We start from the raw sequence: 17,959 nt of genomic DNA, 5'->3' as shown, positions 1-17,959 counted from the left end.
AGTCGACACACTCCCAAGGAGCTACTTTCATGAGGCCAAGGTGTGCGGGCGATAGCTCCATAGATTTTAAAAAGGAAGGACGATGACAGAGATAGTTGGCGGCGGTCCGAAGAAGATTTTGTACACGCTGAATACTGTGCGGCGGATTGGGCTCGCCAACTCTGCGAAGGCTTTGCGCGCAAAAAATGCATGCAAGGCCTGTGGCCTCGGTATGGGCGGTCAGTTGGGTGGTATGACTAATGAAGCCGGCGAATTCCCTTCTGTGTGTAACAAGAGTGTGCAGGCGCAATCAACCGATGTGCAAACCGCTATTCCTGCGGAATTTTTTGCCCACTCCCTGGATGAGATGCGAGAGCTGACTGCGAAGGAGCTCGAGCACGCAGGTCGGTTGGGTAGCCCCGTATACAAGCCTGCGGGCGCAAGCCACTTTGAGGAGTTGTCCTGGGATGACGCCATGACGCTCGCCAGTGATCGTATGGCGGCGACAGATCCCGCACGAGCCTTCTTTTACTCTTCAGGTCGTTCATCCAACGAGTCAGGGTTTGTGTTGCAGTTATTGGCGCGACTTTGGGGTACCAACAACGTCAATAACTGCTCGTTCTACTGTCACCAAGCGACGAGCGTGGGCTTAGGGTCAACAATAGGCACGGGAACTTCGACTGTAGAGCTGGAGGATCTGAACGGCTGTGATCTGATTTTTGTGTTTGGCGCAAACCCCGCATCGAATCACCCGCGTTTTATCCACAAGCTCATCGCCTGTAGGGAGCGGGGCGGAGAGGTGGTTATCGTCAATCCCGCAAAAGAACCGGGCTTGGTGCGCTTTTCTGCTCCCAAGAGCGCGCGCTCGATGATGAGCGGAGGTACAGAGGTTGCGTCCCATTATCTACAGCCAAAGATTGGTGGCGACCTCGCGTTACTGAAGGGGCTTATCAAAGCCGTGCTCTCTTTCGGCGCGGAGGACTCAAGCTTTATCCATGAGAACTGTGAGGGATGGAATACATTCAGGGACGACATTCAGGAGACTGATTGGGAGGAGATCAGTGCGGAGTCTGGGCTCAGTCAATCAGAGATCGAACGAGTTGCCGGGGTCTACGCACAGAGTAAAAACGCGGTGTTCGCCTGGGGCATGGGTATGACTCACCATCGCTTTGGTAGCGAAAATGTTGAGTACATCGCGAACCTTGCCTTGGTCCGTGGCATGGTAGGGCGACCGTTTGCCGGGCTGCTTCCGCTCAGGGGTCATAGCAATGTGCAGGGTATTGGCACTATTGGCGTAAAGCCCGTGCTTGCCGAAGACGTGTTTAGCAATATTGAGCGCGAGCTGGGAGTGACCCTGCCTGACTCCCCGGGCTTCGATACGCTGGCGGCGCTGGAGGCTGCGGATCAGGACGATATCGACGTTGCCTGTGTGGTCGGTGGCAATCTGTACGCCGCAACGCCGGATTCTGCATGGGCAGCGCGCGCCCTTGACCGCGTTGGCTTGCGTATTCATCTGACCACCACCCTGAACCAGGGGCATCTCTTCGGCGTTGCAGGGGATCTCTTGATATTGCCCGTAGCCGCCCGGGATGAAGATGATCAATCGACGACCCAGGAATCCATGTTCAATTTTGTACGCTTGAGTGACGGGGGTATCCAGCGGCTTCCAAGCGTGCGTTCCGAAGTAAAGATACTCGCGGAGTTGGGGCAACGTTTGATACCGGATTCGGTAATTGATTTTGGACGCTTCGCCAGTCACGAAGATGTTCGGCAAGTCATTGCGCGAACTATTCCGGGTATGGAGGCATTAAAAGATATTGGCGTGGCAAAAGAGGAGTTTCATGTTCGGGGCCGCTTAATACACGAGCCCGTTTTTCACACGCCGTCGGCAAAGGCGCAGTTCTGTGTTCGAGCCCTACCCAAGGTAAACGGCGCCAAAAACAGCTACCCGTTTCTCTTGGCAACAGTTCGCAGCGAAGGCCAGTTTAATAGCATTATTTATGAGGAAACAGACAGCTATCGCTACGGCGCGGATCGTTGGACCGTTCTCTTGTCAGCACACGACTTTGAGAAAATGCAGCTGGCGGAGGGCGAACGTGTCGACCTGCTGTCCGAGCACGGCCAAATGCTAGGCCTTAAGGTTCAGCCCTTCGATTTGCCTGCGGGAAGTATTCTGGCCTATTACCCTGAAGCCAATGTTTTGACTGATCGGGCACGGGATCCCCGCAGCCAAACTCCGAGATTCAAATCGATCCCCGTTCAGCTGCGATCCGCGGAAAGCGGTCGAAGGTTCACGCCGCAGTCGTAGTAACAAGCGCCACCAATAGCGGATTCCTGGTGCCCGGGGAGCAAGGCATTTACGGTATAGCCTGTGGGTGAGTCCGCTATCCACGCACCTTTAGGCACATACACGGTTCCTCGGCGCACGTCGTCAGTCACTCTCGCAGCCAGTTGCACGGTGGCACGTTCGTTATACAGCTCTACGGTCTCGCCGTCCTCTATACCTTGCGCAGCGGCATCTGCACTATGGACCTCACACACGATGTCGCGCTGCTGTTCTTTCAGGCCTCCAAAGGTCGAATTGGTTCGTAAGTCGGATGCGGGTGTGACCAGAATAAAGTCGCGTTTATCAGGAGAGTCCAGATAGAGAGGCAGACCCTGCCCACAATGCTCTTCCATAGTCTCGCTGAACAACTCTATGCGACCGCTGGGTGTCGTAAAGACGCCACCACGTAACATCGCGGGCTCGGCATAGGGAGTCATATCCAGTGCTTTACCGTCAGCCAGCGCTGGAATCGTGCTATCGACCGAGGCAAAGGCCTGATCAATCAAAGCATCGTCCGAGTCCTGAAAAGCGGGCTCCGAAAACCCAAAGCGCGCACCCAGACGGCGGAACAGCTCCATGTTGCTGACAGATTCGCCCTGGCTGGGTAACACGGCTCGCGATCGCTGGAGGTATCGATGGCCATAGGCTTTGTACACGTCCCCATATTCAAAGTGAGTGCTCGCGGGCAGCACCAGATCCGCGCAGGCCATGGAGTCGGTCATAGTGACATCACTACCCACGACGAAAACATCGTCACTCAATAGCGCTGAGCGCATACGCGCTTGTTGCGGATGGACTGCGACCGGATTGTGGTTGTAGACGAAAAGCCCTTTGATCGGAGTGTCCTGACCGGGCTCCAGTACATAGCGTGGAATATCCAAAACGTTGATCTTGCGGATTTCCGCAGGCGCGAGATCGGGTCTCGCCAAACGTTCCCTGTCGATGGAGAAATAGCGGCCAACATCGCAGACGCCTGCTCCGAGAGGGCCGATATTTCCCGTCACAGCCATTAAAGAGAAGGCTGCTCGGATGCCGGCGCTGCCGTTGCGGTTTCTTTCCGGTGCTACGCCAATCGTCATAGCCGCCGGCCCCTTCTCGCGGAACATATCCGCAAGATTCTCTAAAGCTGAAGTATCTAGGCCGCACAAATCTGCGGCTCTATGCAGTCCGAATTGCTTTGCAGCAGTTCTAAATTGATCGCCACCATGCGTATGTTGCGCGATGAATTCCTCGTCCAGATCACCGCTAGCATCGAGCATTGCGGTTATCGCATAGGCGAGTACGACATCAGAGCCGGGAAGCAAAGGAATATGTAAATCAGCATCACGGGCGATTCGTGTGCGCTTGGGGTCGATGACCACGAGCTTTGCCCCGCGCTTCTGCGCATCGCGAATGATGGTAGTGAGGTGCAGGTTGCAGGTGGTGATGTTGTTGCCCCAAACGAGAATCAGTTTGGAGTCGGCAAGCTCCTCGAGATCAATGCCTCCCGCGTCACCAAAAACCGTGTCCCACGCAGAACCTGATGTGCCTGCGCAAAGCGTTGAGGAATCAATCTGAGATGCGCCAAGGCGATGGAAAAACCGTCGGTCCATACTGCCGCCGGCGAGTATCCCCATGGGGCCGCCGTAATACAGTGGTGCAATTGCTTCGCTACCCCATTGCCGCTGTATGTCGGAGAACTTCTCAAAAACAATATCTAAAGCCTGTTCCCAGCTAATGGGCTGAAAATCACTGCCTCCAAGGCTAGCGCGTCTTAGTAGAGGGGTGCGGATGCGCAGGTCGCCGTGGACCTGTGCGGGAAACGAGTTCACAACCTTTGCGCAGAGTTTTCCCCGGGTAAAAGGGTTGGCTTTACCACCCCTTACGGAGGAGATCTTGCCATGCTGAGTTGTAACCTCAAGGCTACAAGTGTCGGCACAGTCCAGGGGGCAAACAGTTTGAAGGGTTGGCTCGGACAGTGAAGTGCTTGGGGATAGCGCGTTGGAAGAATTTTGGTTCATACCGGTTTGGCTCATAACAGAGCTCCTGAGTTTAACTCGGCGGTTCTAGTGATCCTTAGTTTGCTGAAGGTAGCGCCAAACACCCAGCACCGCTAGGGCAAAAAAGATATGCACGGACATCACCGGAGGCCATCCGAAAAGATAGATGATGTCATTGGCAAGGCTCGCTTTGAAAGGGCCGCCGCCGAAGGCGAGCCCCCTGGTACCGACAAAAGTGTTGGCCATCGCTGGAAGCGTGAAGAGCCAGGTCGTTATCAGAGCGGTCCAAAAAAGCCAGGTGAATTCTTTTTTGGATAAGCGCATGAACTGGCCGCCAAAAGCCATGCCCATGAGTAACAAGCCTTGGGTTATGGCTTCCATGTGACCCATGCGATAAGCCCGCGAATCTCCGGGAATTTGCACATCGACCTGCACGGGTAAAGGCCAAAGAACGACTTCCTGCAGTAGATGAAAAAACCAGGCCCAGCCAAACAATATGCCTACAACAAACAAGCCGAGCCCGTTCAGAAAGAACAAGGCCTGCATACGTGAAGTGATGGATGTTTGTGTTGGCTTCATAGTCGCTTCTCGATAGTGCTTCCGACGGGGGCAGCTTCGTGCAGTCTGCGCGTGTCTAAGCTCGCTAGGTCACTTTCACCTCCATCAAACACTGAGGCCCATTCGACACCCCAGGCGGGATCCTTGACACTCTTTGGGTGATAACCGGGGCGCAGAATTCTCAGCCATTTCGGAATGATGCTTTTCATTACACGGCCGAGAACCTTGAGTAGCTTCCAGCGGCTTGCCGATGATTGCCAGAGACCATCCTCTTTCAATAGGGCTCGGTAACCCTGACCCGTGCGCCAAAAAATGTGAGACGTCGCATACACAAGACCGAAAATTCTCAAAAAGTAGCCGGGGTGGAGATGGTGGAGCACGTCATAGGCAACATTCTTATGCTCTATTTCCTCGACAAAGTGCCACAATATTAGCGATGCCACCGCCGAGTCACTGTTGCCAAACAAATATTCCCGATCATCGATGAGCATTTCACCGATAGCCAGTGCCATGGCCTCAAACCCCTCTGCGTAGGCCAGGTTAAATCGCAGGGAGCGCTTGCTCTCAAGTTTTGCGTAGTCTTTCGCGAGGGTGTCTTCCATCGTGGCGACCGAGGCGTAACCTTTTGCTGAAAGCGTGTCGTTGAATTCCTTATGCCTGCGGTAGTGCGTCGCTTCCTGCTTGATGTACTTGTCCAGCTCCTCCAGTAGCGTCTCATCTTTGATGAGAGGACGCGCTTTACGCATAGACTTGATTAAGTACGGCTCCAGATAAGGCATAGCAAGGGAGGCCGAGTTCACAATATGAGCAAATTCGGGCTTGTCAGGGTTCCAGCTTTCGTTTCGGGGCGCAAAGTCGAAGGGCATTTTTCGCACAGTCATTCGCTCTGGGCCAGGCGGGAGGCTGGGTGCGGAAGTTGAGGTGCTATTCATTAAAGGTGCTATTCATTAAAGGTCCTGTTCATAAAAGGCGCTGCTCATTAACTAATGACTTGATTACCTGTCTCGACTAAATTAGAGTATTTCCTCTATTTTTGATTTAGTCAAGCCTGCTTGTATGCCCCCGAAGAAGACTAATAACCGCAGCCGAGTGTTGGAAACCTGTCGACACTTGATGAATACAGAGGGCGCGCAGTCCATTGGCACGACACGCCTATGCGAAGAGTTGAAGATCAGTCCGGGCAATTTGTACTATCACTTCAAGAACAAGGAGGAGATCGTAAGAGCGCTGTTCGAAGAACTTGCGGCTGAATTTCGTGTCGCCTTTGGCGAGGAGCTTCCTGATGTTCTGAGTCCTAAAGTGTTTGCCGACTTTTATGTAAAGACTCTGGATGTGGCGTACGACTATCGCTTTTTCTTTAGTGGTTTGTTGCATCTTCTTCGTCAGGATTCGCTACTGAACACTGCGTATCTCGAGCTGCAGGACTGGGCTTTGGAAGGCTTAGCCGGAGTAGCGGCGCAGGCTGCGAGGGAGGGGCACTTGAGGGTCCCAAACAGCCAAAAACGTTACCGTGCTATTGCAGTTAACACGTGGCTCATATGGAGCAATTGGGTTCGCTATCTTGAGATATCAAAGAGCGGCGATGCCATTTCACGAAAAGATATGCTGCTGGGCATCGAGCAGATTTTTGATGTGCTGTCGGGGCACCTCGAACCAGCTTACGAGTCTGCGGTGAGGCGTCATCTAAAATATGCTAAGTAGTCCCATGACTTTAAATACCTAGGCGGAGCATCGTGACGAGCCAGAAGCAAATTAAGTTGTCTCATGGAGAATTAGAGTTCAGCGCCGTCGAGCAGGGAGAGGGCCCCGTGGTTCTGCTACTCCATGGTTTCCCCGACACCCTGAATACCTGGAGCGAGCAGTTGGAGGTACTCGCGACTGCGGGTTATCGGACTGTGGCTGTCGCTACGCGAGGTTACGAATCGTCGTCGCAACCCGCCGATGGCGATTTCTCTTCCGAAGCCTTAGCAGGTGATGTGATCGCTTGGATCGAACAGCTTAGCGGTGGCCCGGTGCATTTGGTCGGACACGATTGGGGAGCTTCTATTGCCTACTCAGTCGCCATGGCGGCGCCTGAGCGACTTCTTAGTCTGACCACCATGTCGGTACCTCACGCCGGACGCTTTCTGGCAGAGATACCCCAATTTCCAAAGCAAATGAGACTCTCTTGGTACATCTTGTTCTTCCAGGTACCGGGGGTCGCTGAATATGTTATTCGGCGTAAGGACTTCGCGTTCTTGAAGTGGCTTTGGCGAACTTGGAGTCCGGGGTGGGCGTTTTCTGAACAGGATTTTGAACAGGTGGCGGAGGCGTTTCGCTGTCCTGAGGTAGTGGAGAGTGCGTTGGGATATTACCGCGGTGCCGTGGGCCTCGACTCACTGCCATGGCGTAAGTCCTACGATTCCCAAAAGCCCTGGCCTATTGATGTGCCTACCCTCGGCCTTACGGGGAAAAACGAAGGCTGCATTGCTGCCGACGTGTTCTCTGCCATGATGCGCGAGGACGATTTCCCCCGAGGGCTCAAGGTGGTTCAGGTGCCTGATGCAGGGCACTTCCCCCACAGAGAGCGTCCAGAGTTTGTGAATGCTCTGATTCTCGATTGGCTTGGCGAACACGATATTTCCTAGGCAGGTGCTACCGTCCAGCTATTGTTCAAGATAGCGTTCCTTTTGAGTTGGTTTTTGAGAACCAACAGAACAACGCTGCTCGTATGGGTTCTTCAGTTATTCACACAAAACTGGAGAAGTTGTATATGTCAGCACTTTCGTCAACGCGTCGCTTGCTCACACAGACCGCAGGAATACTATTCTCTGTCGTGCTGTTGGCAGCCTGCAACGACAGCAATAATCTGAATACACCGCCGGTTCCTGAGTCTCCTCCGGTAGCCGAAGGTCCGGGAAACATTGTTGAGGTGGCTGTAGAGGCTGGTGATTTTTCGACTTTGGTGGCAGCCCTCGAGGCCACTGGTTTGGATCAGACTCTGGCAGACGAGGCGGAGACATTTACGGTCTTCGCACCGACGGACGCCGCATTTGAAGCGCTGGGGCAAGAGACTATCGACGCTCTGCTTGCCGACACCGAAACTTTGTCTGACATTCTTCTCTATCACGTCATCGCTGGTCAGGCGGTTAATGCTGATACAGCGCTCTCTCTAACTGGCACGACGGTAGAAATGGCTAACGGCGACATTGTCGCCTTGACTATCCAGTCAGACGCACTGTTTATTAATGGGTCACAGGTGATCGTTACTGATGTCGAAGCCTCGAACGGTATCATTCACGCGATTGATGCGGTTCTTACGCCGCCCGGGGACGCTGAGCCAACGGGCAACATCGTTGAGGTGGCTGTTGCCGCCGGAGACTTTACTACTCTCGTAGCGGCGGTGCAGGCCGCAGGTTTGGATACGACATTGGCGGATCCCGACGGCAGCTTCACGGTTTTTGCACCCACCGACGCGGCGTTTGCGATGCTCGGTGACGACGCAATCGCTGCGTTGCTCGCGGACATAGACGCGCTGACGGATATCTTGCTTTATCACGTAATCAGCGGCGCAGCCGTTGATTCAATTACGGCTACTTCACTGTTCGGCGAAATGGTTGAGATGGCAAATGGCGATAGCGTGACGATTGATATTCGTGACGGCGCGCTGTTCATCAATGATTCGCAGGTAGTGATCGCCGATGTTCCCGCAACAAATGGTGTAATCCACGCGATCGACATGGTACTAACGCGTCCCGCTGATGAGGTGGGCACCATTGTTGACGTAGCTGTAGCTAATGGAAGTTTCACAACTTTGGTAGCAGCGCTTCAGGCGACTGGACTCGATGCCACGCTGGCTGACGAGACGGCAACGTTTACCGTGTTCGCGCCAACCGACGACGCTTTTGCGTTGCTTGGCGAAGAAACAATCAATACTCTCTTAGCCGACACCGAGACCCTCAGCGATATCCTTCTGTACCACGTGATTGCTGAGCAGGCGGTACCCGCTGAGACAGCTCTTACCCTTAACGGTTCGGATGTCGAGATGGCAAACGGCGACACTATCACTATAACCGTGACTGACGGCAATTTGTTTATTAACGACAGCCAGGTGGTCATCGCCGATGTCCAAGCCTCCAACGGAATCATCCATGCGATTAACGCGGTATTAACGCCACCGATGTAAAAAAAGGGAGTTGACCCGAGCATTCTTCTGCTCTGGTTCGGTTAGACAAAACGTCCAGACACCGTAGGTGCTGGACGTTTTTTTTGGACTTATTGTTGGAAATCCAGAGGAGGTGGGCCAGGCGGGAGAATACCTTCATATTCATAGTCCCCTTTGCGTTCCTGAAATTCTTTCTTGATAGCCACGATCAGATCGGGGTCTTTGTAGAGGTCGACCATGGTCATCGCCAGCGCTTTTGAGGCATAGACAAGGCCCTTGTGGCCGATAGACATACCGCCAGTGGCAACAACAGCCCACGAGTGCCAAGGTACATCCTTTGGCGCGATGGGTGCGCTCAGGCTAATTGTGGGAACAACGAAGCTGACATCACCGACGTCGGTAGAGCCTCCCGGTGGGTTCTTTTCCGTTTCTCTAAACGGTCTTACCTCAGCGTCCATGCCAAGCTGCGGTTTCTCCGTGGCCTCCTGTATTGCTTTTGCATAGCGCTCTTCTTCGGCGGTGTAGCTGATAGAGCCAAGCGTTTCCAGATTCGCCTGTAAAGTTGCGCCGCCGGTGCGATTAACGAGAATTTCGTGAACGCCTGAAATCAACGTGACCTTGTAATCTACGTCCGCAAGGATAGCCGCGCCCTCGGCCATTTCCCGCACTCGCTCATACACAGGGGTCATACCATCGCGGCTTCTGTCTCTCACCCGTACCCATATCTTTGCGTAGTCCGGTACAACGTTGACTACTTTGCCCGCGTCCATGATGTGGTAGTGAATGCGGACCGTGGGCTGAATGTGTTCGCGGTAAGCATTGATGCCGTGGGTGTAAAGCTCAAGCGCATCACTGGCCGAACGCCCGTTCCAGGGGTCGCCCGCTGCGTGGGCGGACTGGCCGTCAAACTCCACCAAAAAATCCACTAGAGACTGAGTACTTTGAGCGCTGGCTTCGATTTTATCTCCCGGATGCCAGTCCATCATGACGTCCACGCCTTCAAAAGCTCCCGCGCGGATCATCCAAAGCTTTCCGAAAAACTTCTCTTCCGCGGGCGTGCCGTAATAGCGAATTGTGCCTGAGATTTCACCGGCTTCTATCTGCTCTTTTACGGCGATTGCCGCGCCTAGGGAAGCCGCTCCGAATACATTGTGTCCGCAACCATGCCCCGGGGCCCCCGCAGTAAGTGGAGTCCGGGTAGGCACTGAAGCTTGGGATAGGCCGGGTAGGGCATCGAACTCGCCCATGATGCCTATGACCGGTTTACCACTGCCAAACTCCGCAACGAATGCTGTGGGGATTTCGCCAACACCCGTTTTAACCCGAAAGCCGTGCTCTTTTGCATGTTCGATAAGAGCAGCGGCGGACTTTGTCTCCTTGAAGGCGATTTCTGCATGGCCCCAAATTTCGTCTGAAAGCGCCGTGAGTGAATCTGCTTGGCGATCTACGGACGCGACGATGTCAGCTTTAATGGAAACTTTGTCAGCACTGAGGCTGGTGGAAGCGGTCGTAATCAACACCGCCGTTCCAAGGCAACGCAAGCTTTGCTTAAGCATGAAGAAATCCTGTTTTTGAAAAAACGTGAAACACGCTAACGCAGGTTGCAGGGGAAGACCAGTGCCAGTATCTGGGAGGTTCATTAGGCGAAAAAAAACCCGCAAGAGGACTTGCGGGTTTTAGCGCCTAGCTGACGTAGATTAGAACCGATAAGTTGCCTGCAAAGCGTATGAGCGTAATCGATCGGTAGATGCAAAGCCGTTGCCCGGTACAAGAGGCTGGTCATTGCTGTTACCGCTGATCAATTCGTCGGTCAGGTTTTTACCGATGAGCGCGACGTCCCAAGTTCCATCCTGACGACCTAGGCTGAAGCGCAGATCGTACATCGTATAAGCATCCTGACCGGCGTAAATGGGATCCAGATCCGAAGCCGCGAAGAACTCGTCAGAGTAGTTGACGTTGAGGATGCCGCGTGCAACGAGGCTATCCCCAACAGGCATGCTGTAATCCACGTTAAAGTTGAACGCGAACTCTGGTGAGAACAAGTTTGTATCTCCGGTTGCGTCACGAGAGGCATCCGGGGCTCCTCGGTTAACACAATTGCCGCGATCCACTGGCTCGCTGCCGCTCACCGTCCAACACGGTGCATTAGGGAAGTCGCTGTACTCTGCATTCAAGTAGGTGCCAGCGAAGCTCACAATGAGGCCATCTGTAGGGGCCCACTTCATGTCAACCTCCAGACCGCTGGTCTCGACCTCGGCAGCGTTCTGGACGAAAAAGGCAGTCGCGCCGTCAAAGATACTGACCTGATAGTCCTCCACCGTTGAGAAAAACGCGGTGGCGTTTATAGACATAGTGTTATCGAAAAGATAAGTCTTTATGCCGAGTTCGTAACTGATCGCGGTTTCTTCTTCGTATTCAAAGAAAGGGCTGTCGTTGGTCTGCAAAAAGCGACCATCAAAGCCGCCGCCTTTGGTTCCCGTAGAGACAGTGCCGAATACCATGGTGTTGTCATTCAGGTCTTGCTCGAGCGTCAATATCCAGTTGATGTCCTGCTCGTCACGGGTACGGTTTTGGATATCGTGTTCGAAAGTGCCTAATAGCCCGCCATAGATACCCTCAGAGATTGCAGTGAGTGGCGTGCCTGCGAAGTCACTGAGGAATCGGTCGTACTCTGCGGCCGTATCACCGTAAACCACGGTGCCCGGAGGGGCCCCTACACCGGCGCTGTAATCCCATCCACCGGTGAAGTTCTTATCCAGCACATGGCTTGCAGTCTTGGATTCGTCAAAGTAGCGGATACCAGCGGTCAACCGCGTGGTGTCGGTAAAGCTATAGGTACCAGAAGCGAACACGGCCCACATTTCCTGATCCTGACTCATGGAATAGTCCCGAGTGAGGTTAGGTGTAAGAATCGCGGGCGCTCCAAGGAGGGGTGATGCGAGAGAGGTACCGAACCCTTCGATAGACCGGTACTGAAGATCGCTTTCCTGGTAGTACATGCCAAGGATGTAATCGAGCTTCTCCCCGCCCGGCGAGGTGAGGCGGATCTCCTGGCTAAACTGGTCGTAGTCTTCCGTCGCGTCAACTTGAATCAGTGGAATAGCAGCGAAGTCACAATCACAGACGTCGCGGTAGTTGTATTCGGCGTACCCTGTGATCGACGTCACCGTATGATCGCCTACGGCCCAATCGATAGTCAGTGTTCCAAGGTCCATCTCATTGTTACTAAACTCGGGCTTGTCTGGGAATCCGGGTAAACCCGCATATTCCGGTACAACTTGGCCAAGGACTACGCCGCCGTCATTGTCTACGGCTCGTTCGTCGTCAAACCTTTCGGCGCCGATACCTGTTCCAGATCCCACCGCTACCAGCGCTGAGTTGAGACCGCCAAAGGCAACGCCCGTACCGGTTGGATCGTTAACCGTGAGCTGTGTGAACTGCTGTGTTTGCTCGAATTCACTACTTTCCCACTTACCGGTGACAGAGAGATTGTCTGTGGCGTCCCAAGCTAACTGCATACGGATGGTTTTATCATCGCGCTCTGGGCCGTCTTCGCCAGTCATTATGTTGTCGAGATAACCGTCCATTTGATACCCGCGTACGGCGATGCGGCCCGACAAACTGTCGGTGATCGGTCCCGATAAAACAGCGCTGATCTCCTGCTCTCCATAGTTACCATAAAGGGCGCTGACGGATCCCTCGACTTCTTCAGTGGGCTTTGCTGTGATCAGGTGGATGGCGCCGCCGATGGTGTTCTTGCCGAAGAGAATACTTTGCGGACCGCGCAGAACCTCAACGCGATCTAGGTCCATGAAGGGAGCTCGCGACAGCTGATGGCGGCCCATATAGACGCCGTCATGGAACATGGAGACTGATAGTTCTATGCCCTGGTTAACGCCGGCCGTGCCGATACCACGAATAAAAATGAAGTTACCGATGGGGCTTTGCGACATCGTCACTGCCGGGATATCGACGGCGAATTCAGCAGCTCGGGTGATCCCCATGTCTTTGATATCTTCGCCACTTTTGGACAGCATAGAGATTGCGACATCCTGCATACTTTCCGCTCTTCTGGAGGCCGTGACGATGACCTCCTCGAGCTGGGCTTGAGCAAGATCTGCGCCTGAGATCAGCGCGGCGGCAACCGCTGTGCTGAGAATTCCGGGTTTGAAGAAAGTTTTCTTGGGAGCGACTGTTGCGGTCATGCGATGCATCCTGTTGTTTGATTTATAGTAGTTATACGATCGGCACTATAGTCCAATTTATGCCCACAAAAATAAAGGCTACTTATGTCACAAGATAAGCGTGTTCCAGCCCTCCGAACTCCGGAGGATCGTTTTTCGGATATCCCGGATTTTGATTACCCCGTTTCCTACGCAGACGATCTGCCAGGCTATGAAGGTCTGCGTATCGCATGGGTTGATGTGGGACCATCGGATGCTGATGAGGTGTTTCTCTGTCTCCATGGCGAGCCCAGCTGGTCCTTTCTCTATCGGAGAATGATGCCGGTGTTTTTAGAATCGGGAGCCCGGGTCATTGCGCCGGACTTACTTGGCTTTGGTCGCTCCGACAAGCCAACCGAGCAGTCGGACTACACGTTTAACTTTCACCGCGATTACCTTCTGGAGCTAGTCGAGCGACTGGATTTACGCAACGTCACTTTGGTCGTTCAGGACTGGGGCGGGCTTCTTGGTCTGACTTTACCGGTAGACGAACGCTTCAAGCCGCGACTCTCTCGTTTATTAGTGATGAACACCGGCTTGGGTGTGGGTAAGTCCCCCAGTGATGGCTTTCTTGCATGGAAGAACTACGCTCTGTCCACGCCAGATCTACCCATTGGTGACCTTATTGCCCGAGGTACGCCTCATTTAACGGACGCAGAAATCGCGGCCTATGATGCGCCGTTCCCCGGACCGGAATACAAGGCCGGTGCTCAGATGTTTCCTGCACTTGTACCTATATCTCCTGAGATGGAAGGTGTTGATGTGAGTCTTAAGGCCGCAGAGTTTTGGTCGACGGAATGGTCGGGTAAAAGCTTTATGGCTATCGGCGATGCGGACCCCGTCCTTGGCCCCGCAGTCATGGAAAAGCTTCGCTCAATGATTAAGGGCTGCCCGTCCGCCATGATCGTCGAAGGCGGTGGCCATTTCGTGCAGGAGTGGGGTGAGTCTATCGCCCGCGCGGCTCTGGAGTCTTTCGAAAGCTAGTGAGCGGTTTTACTCGAAGCGCTCACCATCGCGCTCCAGCCAGCCATCTTCGTGTCTACCCCGGGGGTCGTGGTGCGTCCAATGCATCACTCCCCCTTTCTCGGTCCATTCATATTCACCATTGAAGCCGACCCGATCCCCTTTCTGCAGGCGGGGTATGCGCGGCGCAAGATCAATATTGTGGGCAACAAGTAGTGTCAGACCGGAGTCCAGTTCTAAAAGAAACTTTTGGTGCTGACTGCCTTTTGTGTCGTCGGGGAGGACATGAACTACGGTGCCGCTACCTCGTACCTGCAGGTCACTTTGACGGTTTTCAAAGGCCGCCTCTATGACAGCGTCGCTGTTTGCCGCCGACGTGCTAGGCGCGTCGGAAAAAGTAGCAGCGCCATATTCATTCCATAGCCAGGTGGCCAGTGCCAGGCCGATAACCAGGGGTAATGATTGTTTCTTCTTCATCGCTTGCTCCGGTGTTTGGTGAATCGCGTAGGCTCGGCAGTGGCCGGGTCATCGGGCCAGGGGTGCTTAGGGTAGCGGCCACGCATCTCTTTTTTTACTGCATCGTAGCTGTTACTCCAAAAACTTGGCAGATCTTGTGTGACCTGCAGGGGGCGTCCCGCGGGAGAGAGAAGATGAACCAGCAAGGGCACTCTCCCTCCAGCTACGCTGGGTGAATCAGCTGAGCCGAACATTTCCTGGAGTTTTACCGGCAGCGTAGGAGGATCTTCGCCGTAGTTTATTTTCACTTTAGAGCCTGACGGCACTTCAAAACGCTCCGGCAGTTCACTACTCAATCTCTGCCTTTGTTCCCACGACAGCAAAGATTGAAGCGCAGAGAACAGATCCAGCTTTTTAAGCTCAGACAGATTTTTTGTCGTGAGTAGGTAGGGCGCTAGCCATGATTCGAGTGTTGTCTTTAGCTCAGTGGTTTCAAGAGAGGGCCACCCGGATTCGAGTCGCGATATCAGTCGAACCTTGTGTCGAAGCTCAATGGCCTTGTCGGACCATGGCAAATTGCTCAGATCCGCATCCCGGGTGAGGGCTATAAGCTTTTCAGTGCGCGCTTCATCGGATACATCGCTAAGGCGCTCTTTGCTAAAAGATAAGGCGCCCACGCTTTTCCGGCGTTCCGCAATAAACCGTCCAGTTTTGCTATCCCAGTCAACGACAGTCGAGTCGGTGACCTGCTCTGCCAGAAGGGTTTCAAACAGTGCGGGATCAAGAGGCGCGGCGGACCGAATCATGTCACCCCTGCGCCCCGCCATGCCGCCTACTTCAGCGACTGCGAGCCATTTTGATTTGCCCAGCGCGTTAGGTGTATCGAACTGACAGCTGCGGCCATTTGCTAGCTGGTAGCCTCCTGAATGACGTTGTCTCGCGATGCGATCGGGGTACGCGCTGGCGAGGAGAAACCCTGTCAGCTGCTCTTGGCTAGGACGAGGCAGGCGGGCAGGAATGTCCCTTGGCATTTGCCGCAAGAATTGCTTCGCTAAATCCAAGGTCCGTTTTTGCCAGCCACGAAAGACAGAAGGGCAGGGCACCTCCCCACTGAGGTACTCCAGACGGGTGCGCATATCTGCCGACTCCCGACTGACGGGGTCGCGGTCAGAGAGTACGGCTGCGAGATGAGCTGCGGGTTCTGCAGCGCCTGCAGACTGACCCATGAGTAGCATGTGGGCGAGGCGTGGATGGGCGGATACACGGGCCATAGCGTTTCCGTGAGACGTGAGGCTTAGTCCCGAGTCATTGCGGTCCAAGGCGCAAAGCTCCAAGAGCAGATCCTGCGCTTGCTCATAAGATCCTGCGGGCGGAGGTGTTAACCATCCCAGTTCGTTGGGATGGTAGACGCCGAATGCAAAGAGCTGCAGTACCAGTGAGCTCAGATCTGCGTTCTGTATTTCCGGCTCGTCCTGAGCCGTTCGTTGTTGTTGCTCTGACTCTGACCATAGTCGGTAGCATGTGCCCGGGCGCAGGCGGCCTGCGCGTCCTTTGCGCTGCACACTGGAAGCCTGAGAGATCTTTACCGTCGCCAACCGGCTCATACCGGTGTTGGGATCAAATTGGGGTTTTCTCTCCAGCCCTGAATCGATGACGACATCGACGCCGTCGATAGTCAGGCTTGTTTCGGCAATGTTGGTCGCGAGCACGAGCTTGCGCTCACCCCGTGGGCTTGGGGCGATCGCCTGCTGTTGCTGCGATAGGCTGAGCTCGCCGTAGAGCGGCCTGATAGCGACTTGGTCGGGCACCTCTAGCTGTGTTGCCACCTGGCGAATCTCACCTTGGCCCGGTAAAAAAACAAGAATGCTGCTGTCCGGATGCTTCACCAGGGCGTTTTGAATTGCCCGCGCCACTCGGTCGGTGATTCGCTCCCTTGGTTTTCCACTGCCCAGGTAGTGTTCGTCTACTGCAAACAGCTTGCCTTCGCTGCGTATGGCTTCGGTTTGTAAGAATGCTTCTAGCTCGGCAGTGCCTAGTGTTGCCGACATCAGCATGATGCGAAGAGGGGGATCTTGTTCGAAGGTACTGCGAGCGTTGAGCGCCAAAGTCAGACCCAAATCTGCGTCCAGAGAGCGTTCATGAAACTCGTCAAAGATCAGCAGCCCCACATCACTGAGTGACGGATCATCCTGCAGCATTCGCAGAAAAACACCTTCGGTTACTACTTCTATACGCGTCGCGGCACTGACCTTTGTGTCTAGGCGCATGCGGTAGCCAACGGTCTGACCTATCTCTTCATTTATCAATGCGGCCATTCGCAGTGCTGCATTTTTTGCGGCTATACGCCGGGGCTGGAGCATGATGATCTGGCGATTTTGTAGCCACGGCTCCTCAAGCAAGGCGATAGGCACGACAGTGGTTTTACCAGCGCCCGTGGGAGCTTCGAGAACAAGATTTAGCTCATCGGCCAGGTGTGCGCGAATCTCAGCAAGCAGTGCGCATATGGGAAGTCCAAGATTGGATACTTTCGAGAGCATGATTGGCTTGCTATCGGATCAGCAGCGAGGTGCTAAAAAGTGTTTTCTGGCGGATTGCAGTCATCTATCGGCAATGATCCCAATGTTGAAGTTGTTACGTATGTACCAAGGAGTGTTAGTGTGACACGAAGTTGAGCGTCTAACGGCGCTGTTGTGTGGCGGCATATAGATAAAAAGGGAGCGATCACGATGACAAAACAACGCGAAGGCAATCAGGGCCCCGTGACTACATCCATGGCTACACCTGCGACAACAGAGGAGACTCTGCCAGGCCGGCGTAAGGTTCTGGAGATTATGGGTATGACGGCTATCGCCCTGCCTGTTCTGGGTCTGCAGGCCTGTGGCAGTGACGAGGGCTCTGCACCAGCGGCTCCGTCAATGGATAAGGCTGAGCCCGCTATGGCAGATATGGCTAAAGAAGCTGAGGACATGGCTGGCTCAGCAATGGACAGTGCCGAAGAAGCCGTAGACAGCGCCAAAGAGGCGGCCACAGAGACAATGCAGGAGGCTTCTGATGAGGTTGAGGCCATGGCTGATGACGCAGCAGAAGCTGTGGAGGAAGCGGCTAGGGAGAGCGCGACCATAGCTAGCGACGCCATGGCGCAGCTCGATGAGAACGGTCCCCAAGCTGCGGGCCTCGGATATCGACATGATGCCACCACCGTTGAGAATGCTCGTTACAGCGCAGGACAGCAGTGTTCCAACTGTGTCCTGTTTCAGGGCGGTGACAGTGAGTGGGGTGGTTGCCCGCTCTTCACTGGTAGTCAGGTAAAAGCGACCGGTTGGTGTAGTGC

The 17,959-nt window shown here is 54.2% G+C and carries 13 protein-coding genes; 6 read left to right on the top strand and 7 right to left on the bottom strand.

All coding sequences use genetic code 11. From position 1 onward, the window contains the following. The first annotated feature begins 82 nt into the window (after window positions 1-82). Window positions 83-2,287, top strand: coding sequence for an FdhF/YdeP family oxidoreductase (locus AB8B76_RS10160; protein WP_405272199.1), 2,205 nt, complete (start codon window positions 83-85; stop codon window positions 2,285-2,287). Here the strand turns inward: AB8B76_RS10160 and AB8B76_RS10155 are convergent. The 3 genes from AB8B76_RS10155 to AB8B76_RS10145 are packed head-to-tail and all read right to left on the bottom strand — an operon-like array spanning window position 2,239 to window position 5,723. Continuing rightward, window positions 2,239-4,305 carry a molybdopterin-dependent oxidoreductase gene (locus AB8B76_RS10155; RefSeq protein WP_405272211.1) on the bottom strand — a complete coding sequence of 689 codons (2,067 nt, stop codon included), beginning with the start codon at window positions 4,303-4,305 and terminating at the stop codon, window positions 2,239-2,241. The two genes, AB8B76_RS10160 and AB8B76_RS10155, sit on opposite strands and share 49 nt — an antisense overlap. A gap of 45 nt (window positions 4,306-4,350) precedes the next feature. Further along, window positions 4,351-4,863: a hypothetical protein gene (locus AB8B76_RS10150; protein WP_405272198.1), complete on the bottom strand. Its 513-nt coding sequence runs from the start codon at window positions 4,861-4,863 to the stop codon at window positions 4,351-4,353. Then, on the bottom strand, window positions 4,860-5,723 hold the full coding sequence (locus tag AB8B76_RS10145) for a metal-dependent hydrolase (protein ID WP_405272197.1): 864 nt from the start codon (window positions 5,721-5,723) through the stop codon (window positions 4,860-4,862). The genes AB8B76_RS10150 and AB8B76_RS10145 overlap by 4 nt, the downstream gene beginning before the upstream one ends. 175 nt (window positions 5,724-5,898) lie before the next feature. Between AB8B76_RS10145 and AB8B76_RS10140 the strand changes: the two genes are divergently transcribed. From AB8B76_RS10140 to AB8B76_RS10130, 3 genes are all read left to right on the top strand, one after another. Next, window positions 5,899-6,543, top strand: coding sequence for a TetR/AcrR family transcriptional regulator (locus tag AB8B76_RS10140; protein ID WP_405272195.1), 645 nt, complete (start codon window positions 5,899-5,901; stop codon window positions 6,541-6,543). Between the two features lie 32 nt (window positions 6,544-6,575). After that, complete coding sequence (locus AB8B76_RS10135; protein ID WP_405272194.1) at window positions 6,576-7,469, top strand: alpha/beta fold hydrolase; 894 nt, start codon at window positions 6,576-6,578, stop codon at window positions 7,467-7,469. A 125-nt stretch (window positions 7,470-7,594) separates the two neighbouring features. Then, window positions 7,595-9,007: a fasciclin domain-containing protein gene (locus tag AB8B76_RS10130; protein WP_405272193.1), complete on the top strand. Its 1,413-nt coding sequence runs from the start codon at window positions 7,595-7,597 to the stop codon at window positions 9,005-9,007. An 89-nt stretch (window positions 9,008-9,096) separates the two neighbouring features. On the opposite strand, the gene AB8B76_RS10125 is transcribed toward AB8B76_RS10130, so the two are convergent. Together AB8B76_RS10125 and AB8B76_RS10120 are read right to left on the bottom strand one after the other, a co-directional pair. Beyond that, complete coding sequence (locus AB8B76_RS10125; RefSeq protein WP_405272192.1) at window positions 9,097-10,542, bottom strand: amidohydrolase; 1,446 nt, start codon at window positions 10,540-10,542, stop codon at window positions 9,097-9,099. A 141-nt stretch (window positions 10,543-10,683) separates the two neighbouring features. After that, window positions 10,684-13,191 (bottom strand): TonB-dependent receptor, encoded by a 2,508-nt coding sequence (locus AB8B76_RS10120; RefSeq protein ID WP_405272190.1) that lies wholly within the window; start codon window positions 13,189-13,191, stop codon window positions 10,684-10,686. A gap of 84 nt (window positions 13,192-13,275) precedes the next feature. Here AB8B76_RS10120 and AB8B76_RS10115 point away from each other — a divergent pair, with 84 nt between their 5' ends. Beyond that, on the top strand, window positions 13,276-14,193 hold the full coding sequence (locus AB8B76_RS10115) for a haloalkane dehalogenase (RefSeq protein WP_405272188.1): 918 nt from the start codon (window positions 13,276-13,278) through the stop codon (window positions 14,191-14,193). A gap of 9 nt (window positions 14,194-14,202) precedes the next feature. Here the strand turns inward: AB8B76_RS10115 and AB8B76_RS10110 are convergent, their stop codons facing one another. After that, entirely contained in the window at window positions 14,203-14,649 is a 447-nt protein-coding gene (locus AB8B76_RS10110) for a DUF3465 domain-containing protein (protein WP_405272186.1), read from the bottom strand. Then, window positions 14,646-17,165, bottom strand: coding sequence for an ATP-dependent helicase HrpB (gene hrpB / locus AB8B76_RS10105; RefSeq protein ID WP_405272184.1), 2,520 nt, complete (start codon window positions 17,163-17,165; stop codon window positions 14,646-14,648). The genes AB8B76_RS10110 and hrpB overlap by 4 nt, the downstream gene beginning before the upstream one ends. Before the next feature lie 189 nt (window positions 17,166-17,354). Here hrpB and AB8B76_RS10100 point away from each other — a divergent pair. Then, window positions 17,355-17,959, top strand: a 605-nt coding sequence (locus AB8B76_RS10100) for a high-potential iron-sulfur protein (RefSeq protein WP_405272183.1), incomplete at its 3' end; no start/stop codon positions are given.

Origin of the sequence: Congregibacter sp. (assembly GCF_045107095.1) — a bacterium.
GTDB lineage: Bacteria > Pseudomonadota > Gammaproteobacteria > Pseudomonadales > Halieaceae > Congregibacter.
This window is presented reverse-complemented; position numbering and strand designations above follow the sequence as displayed.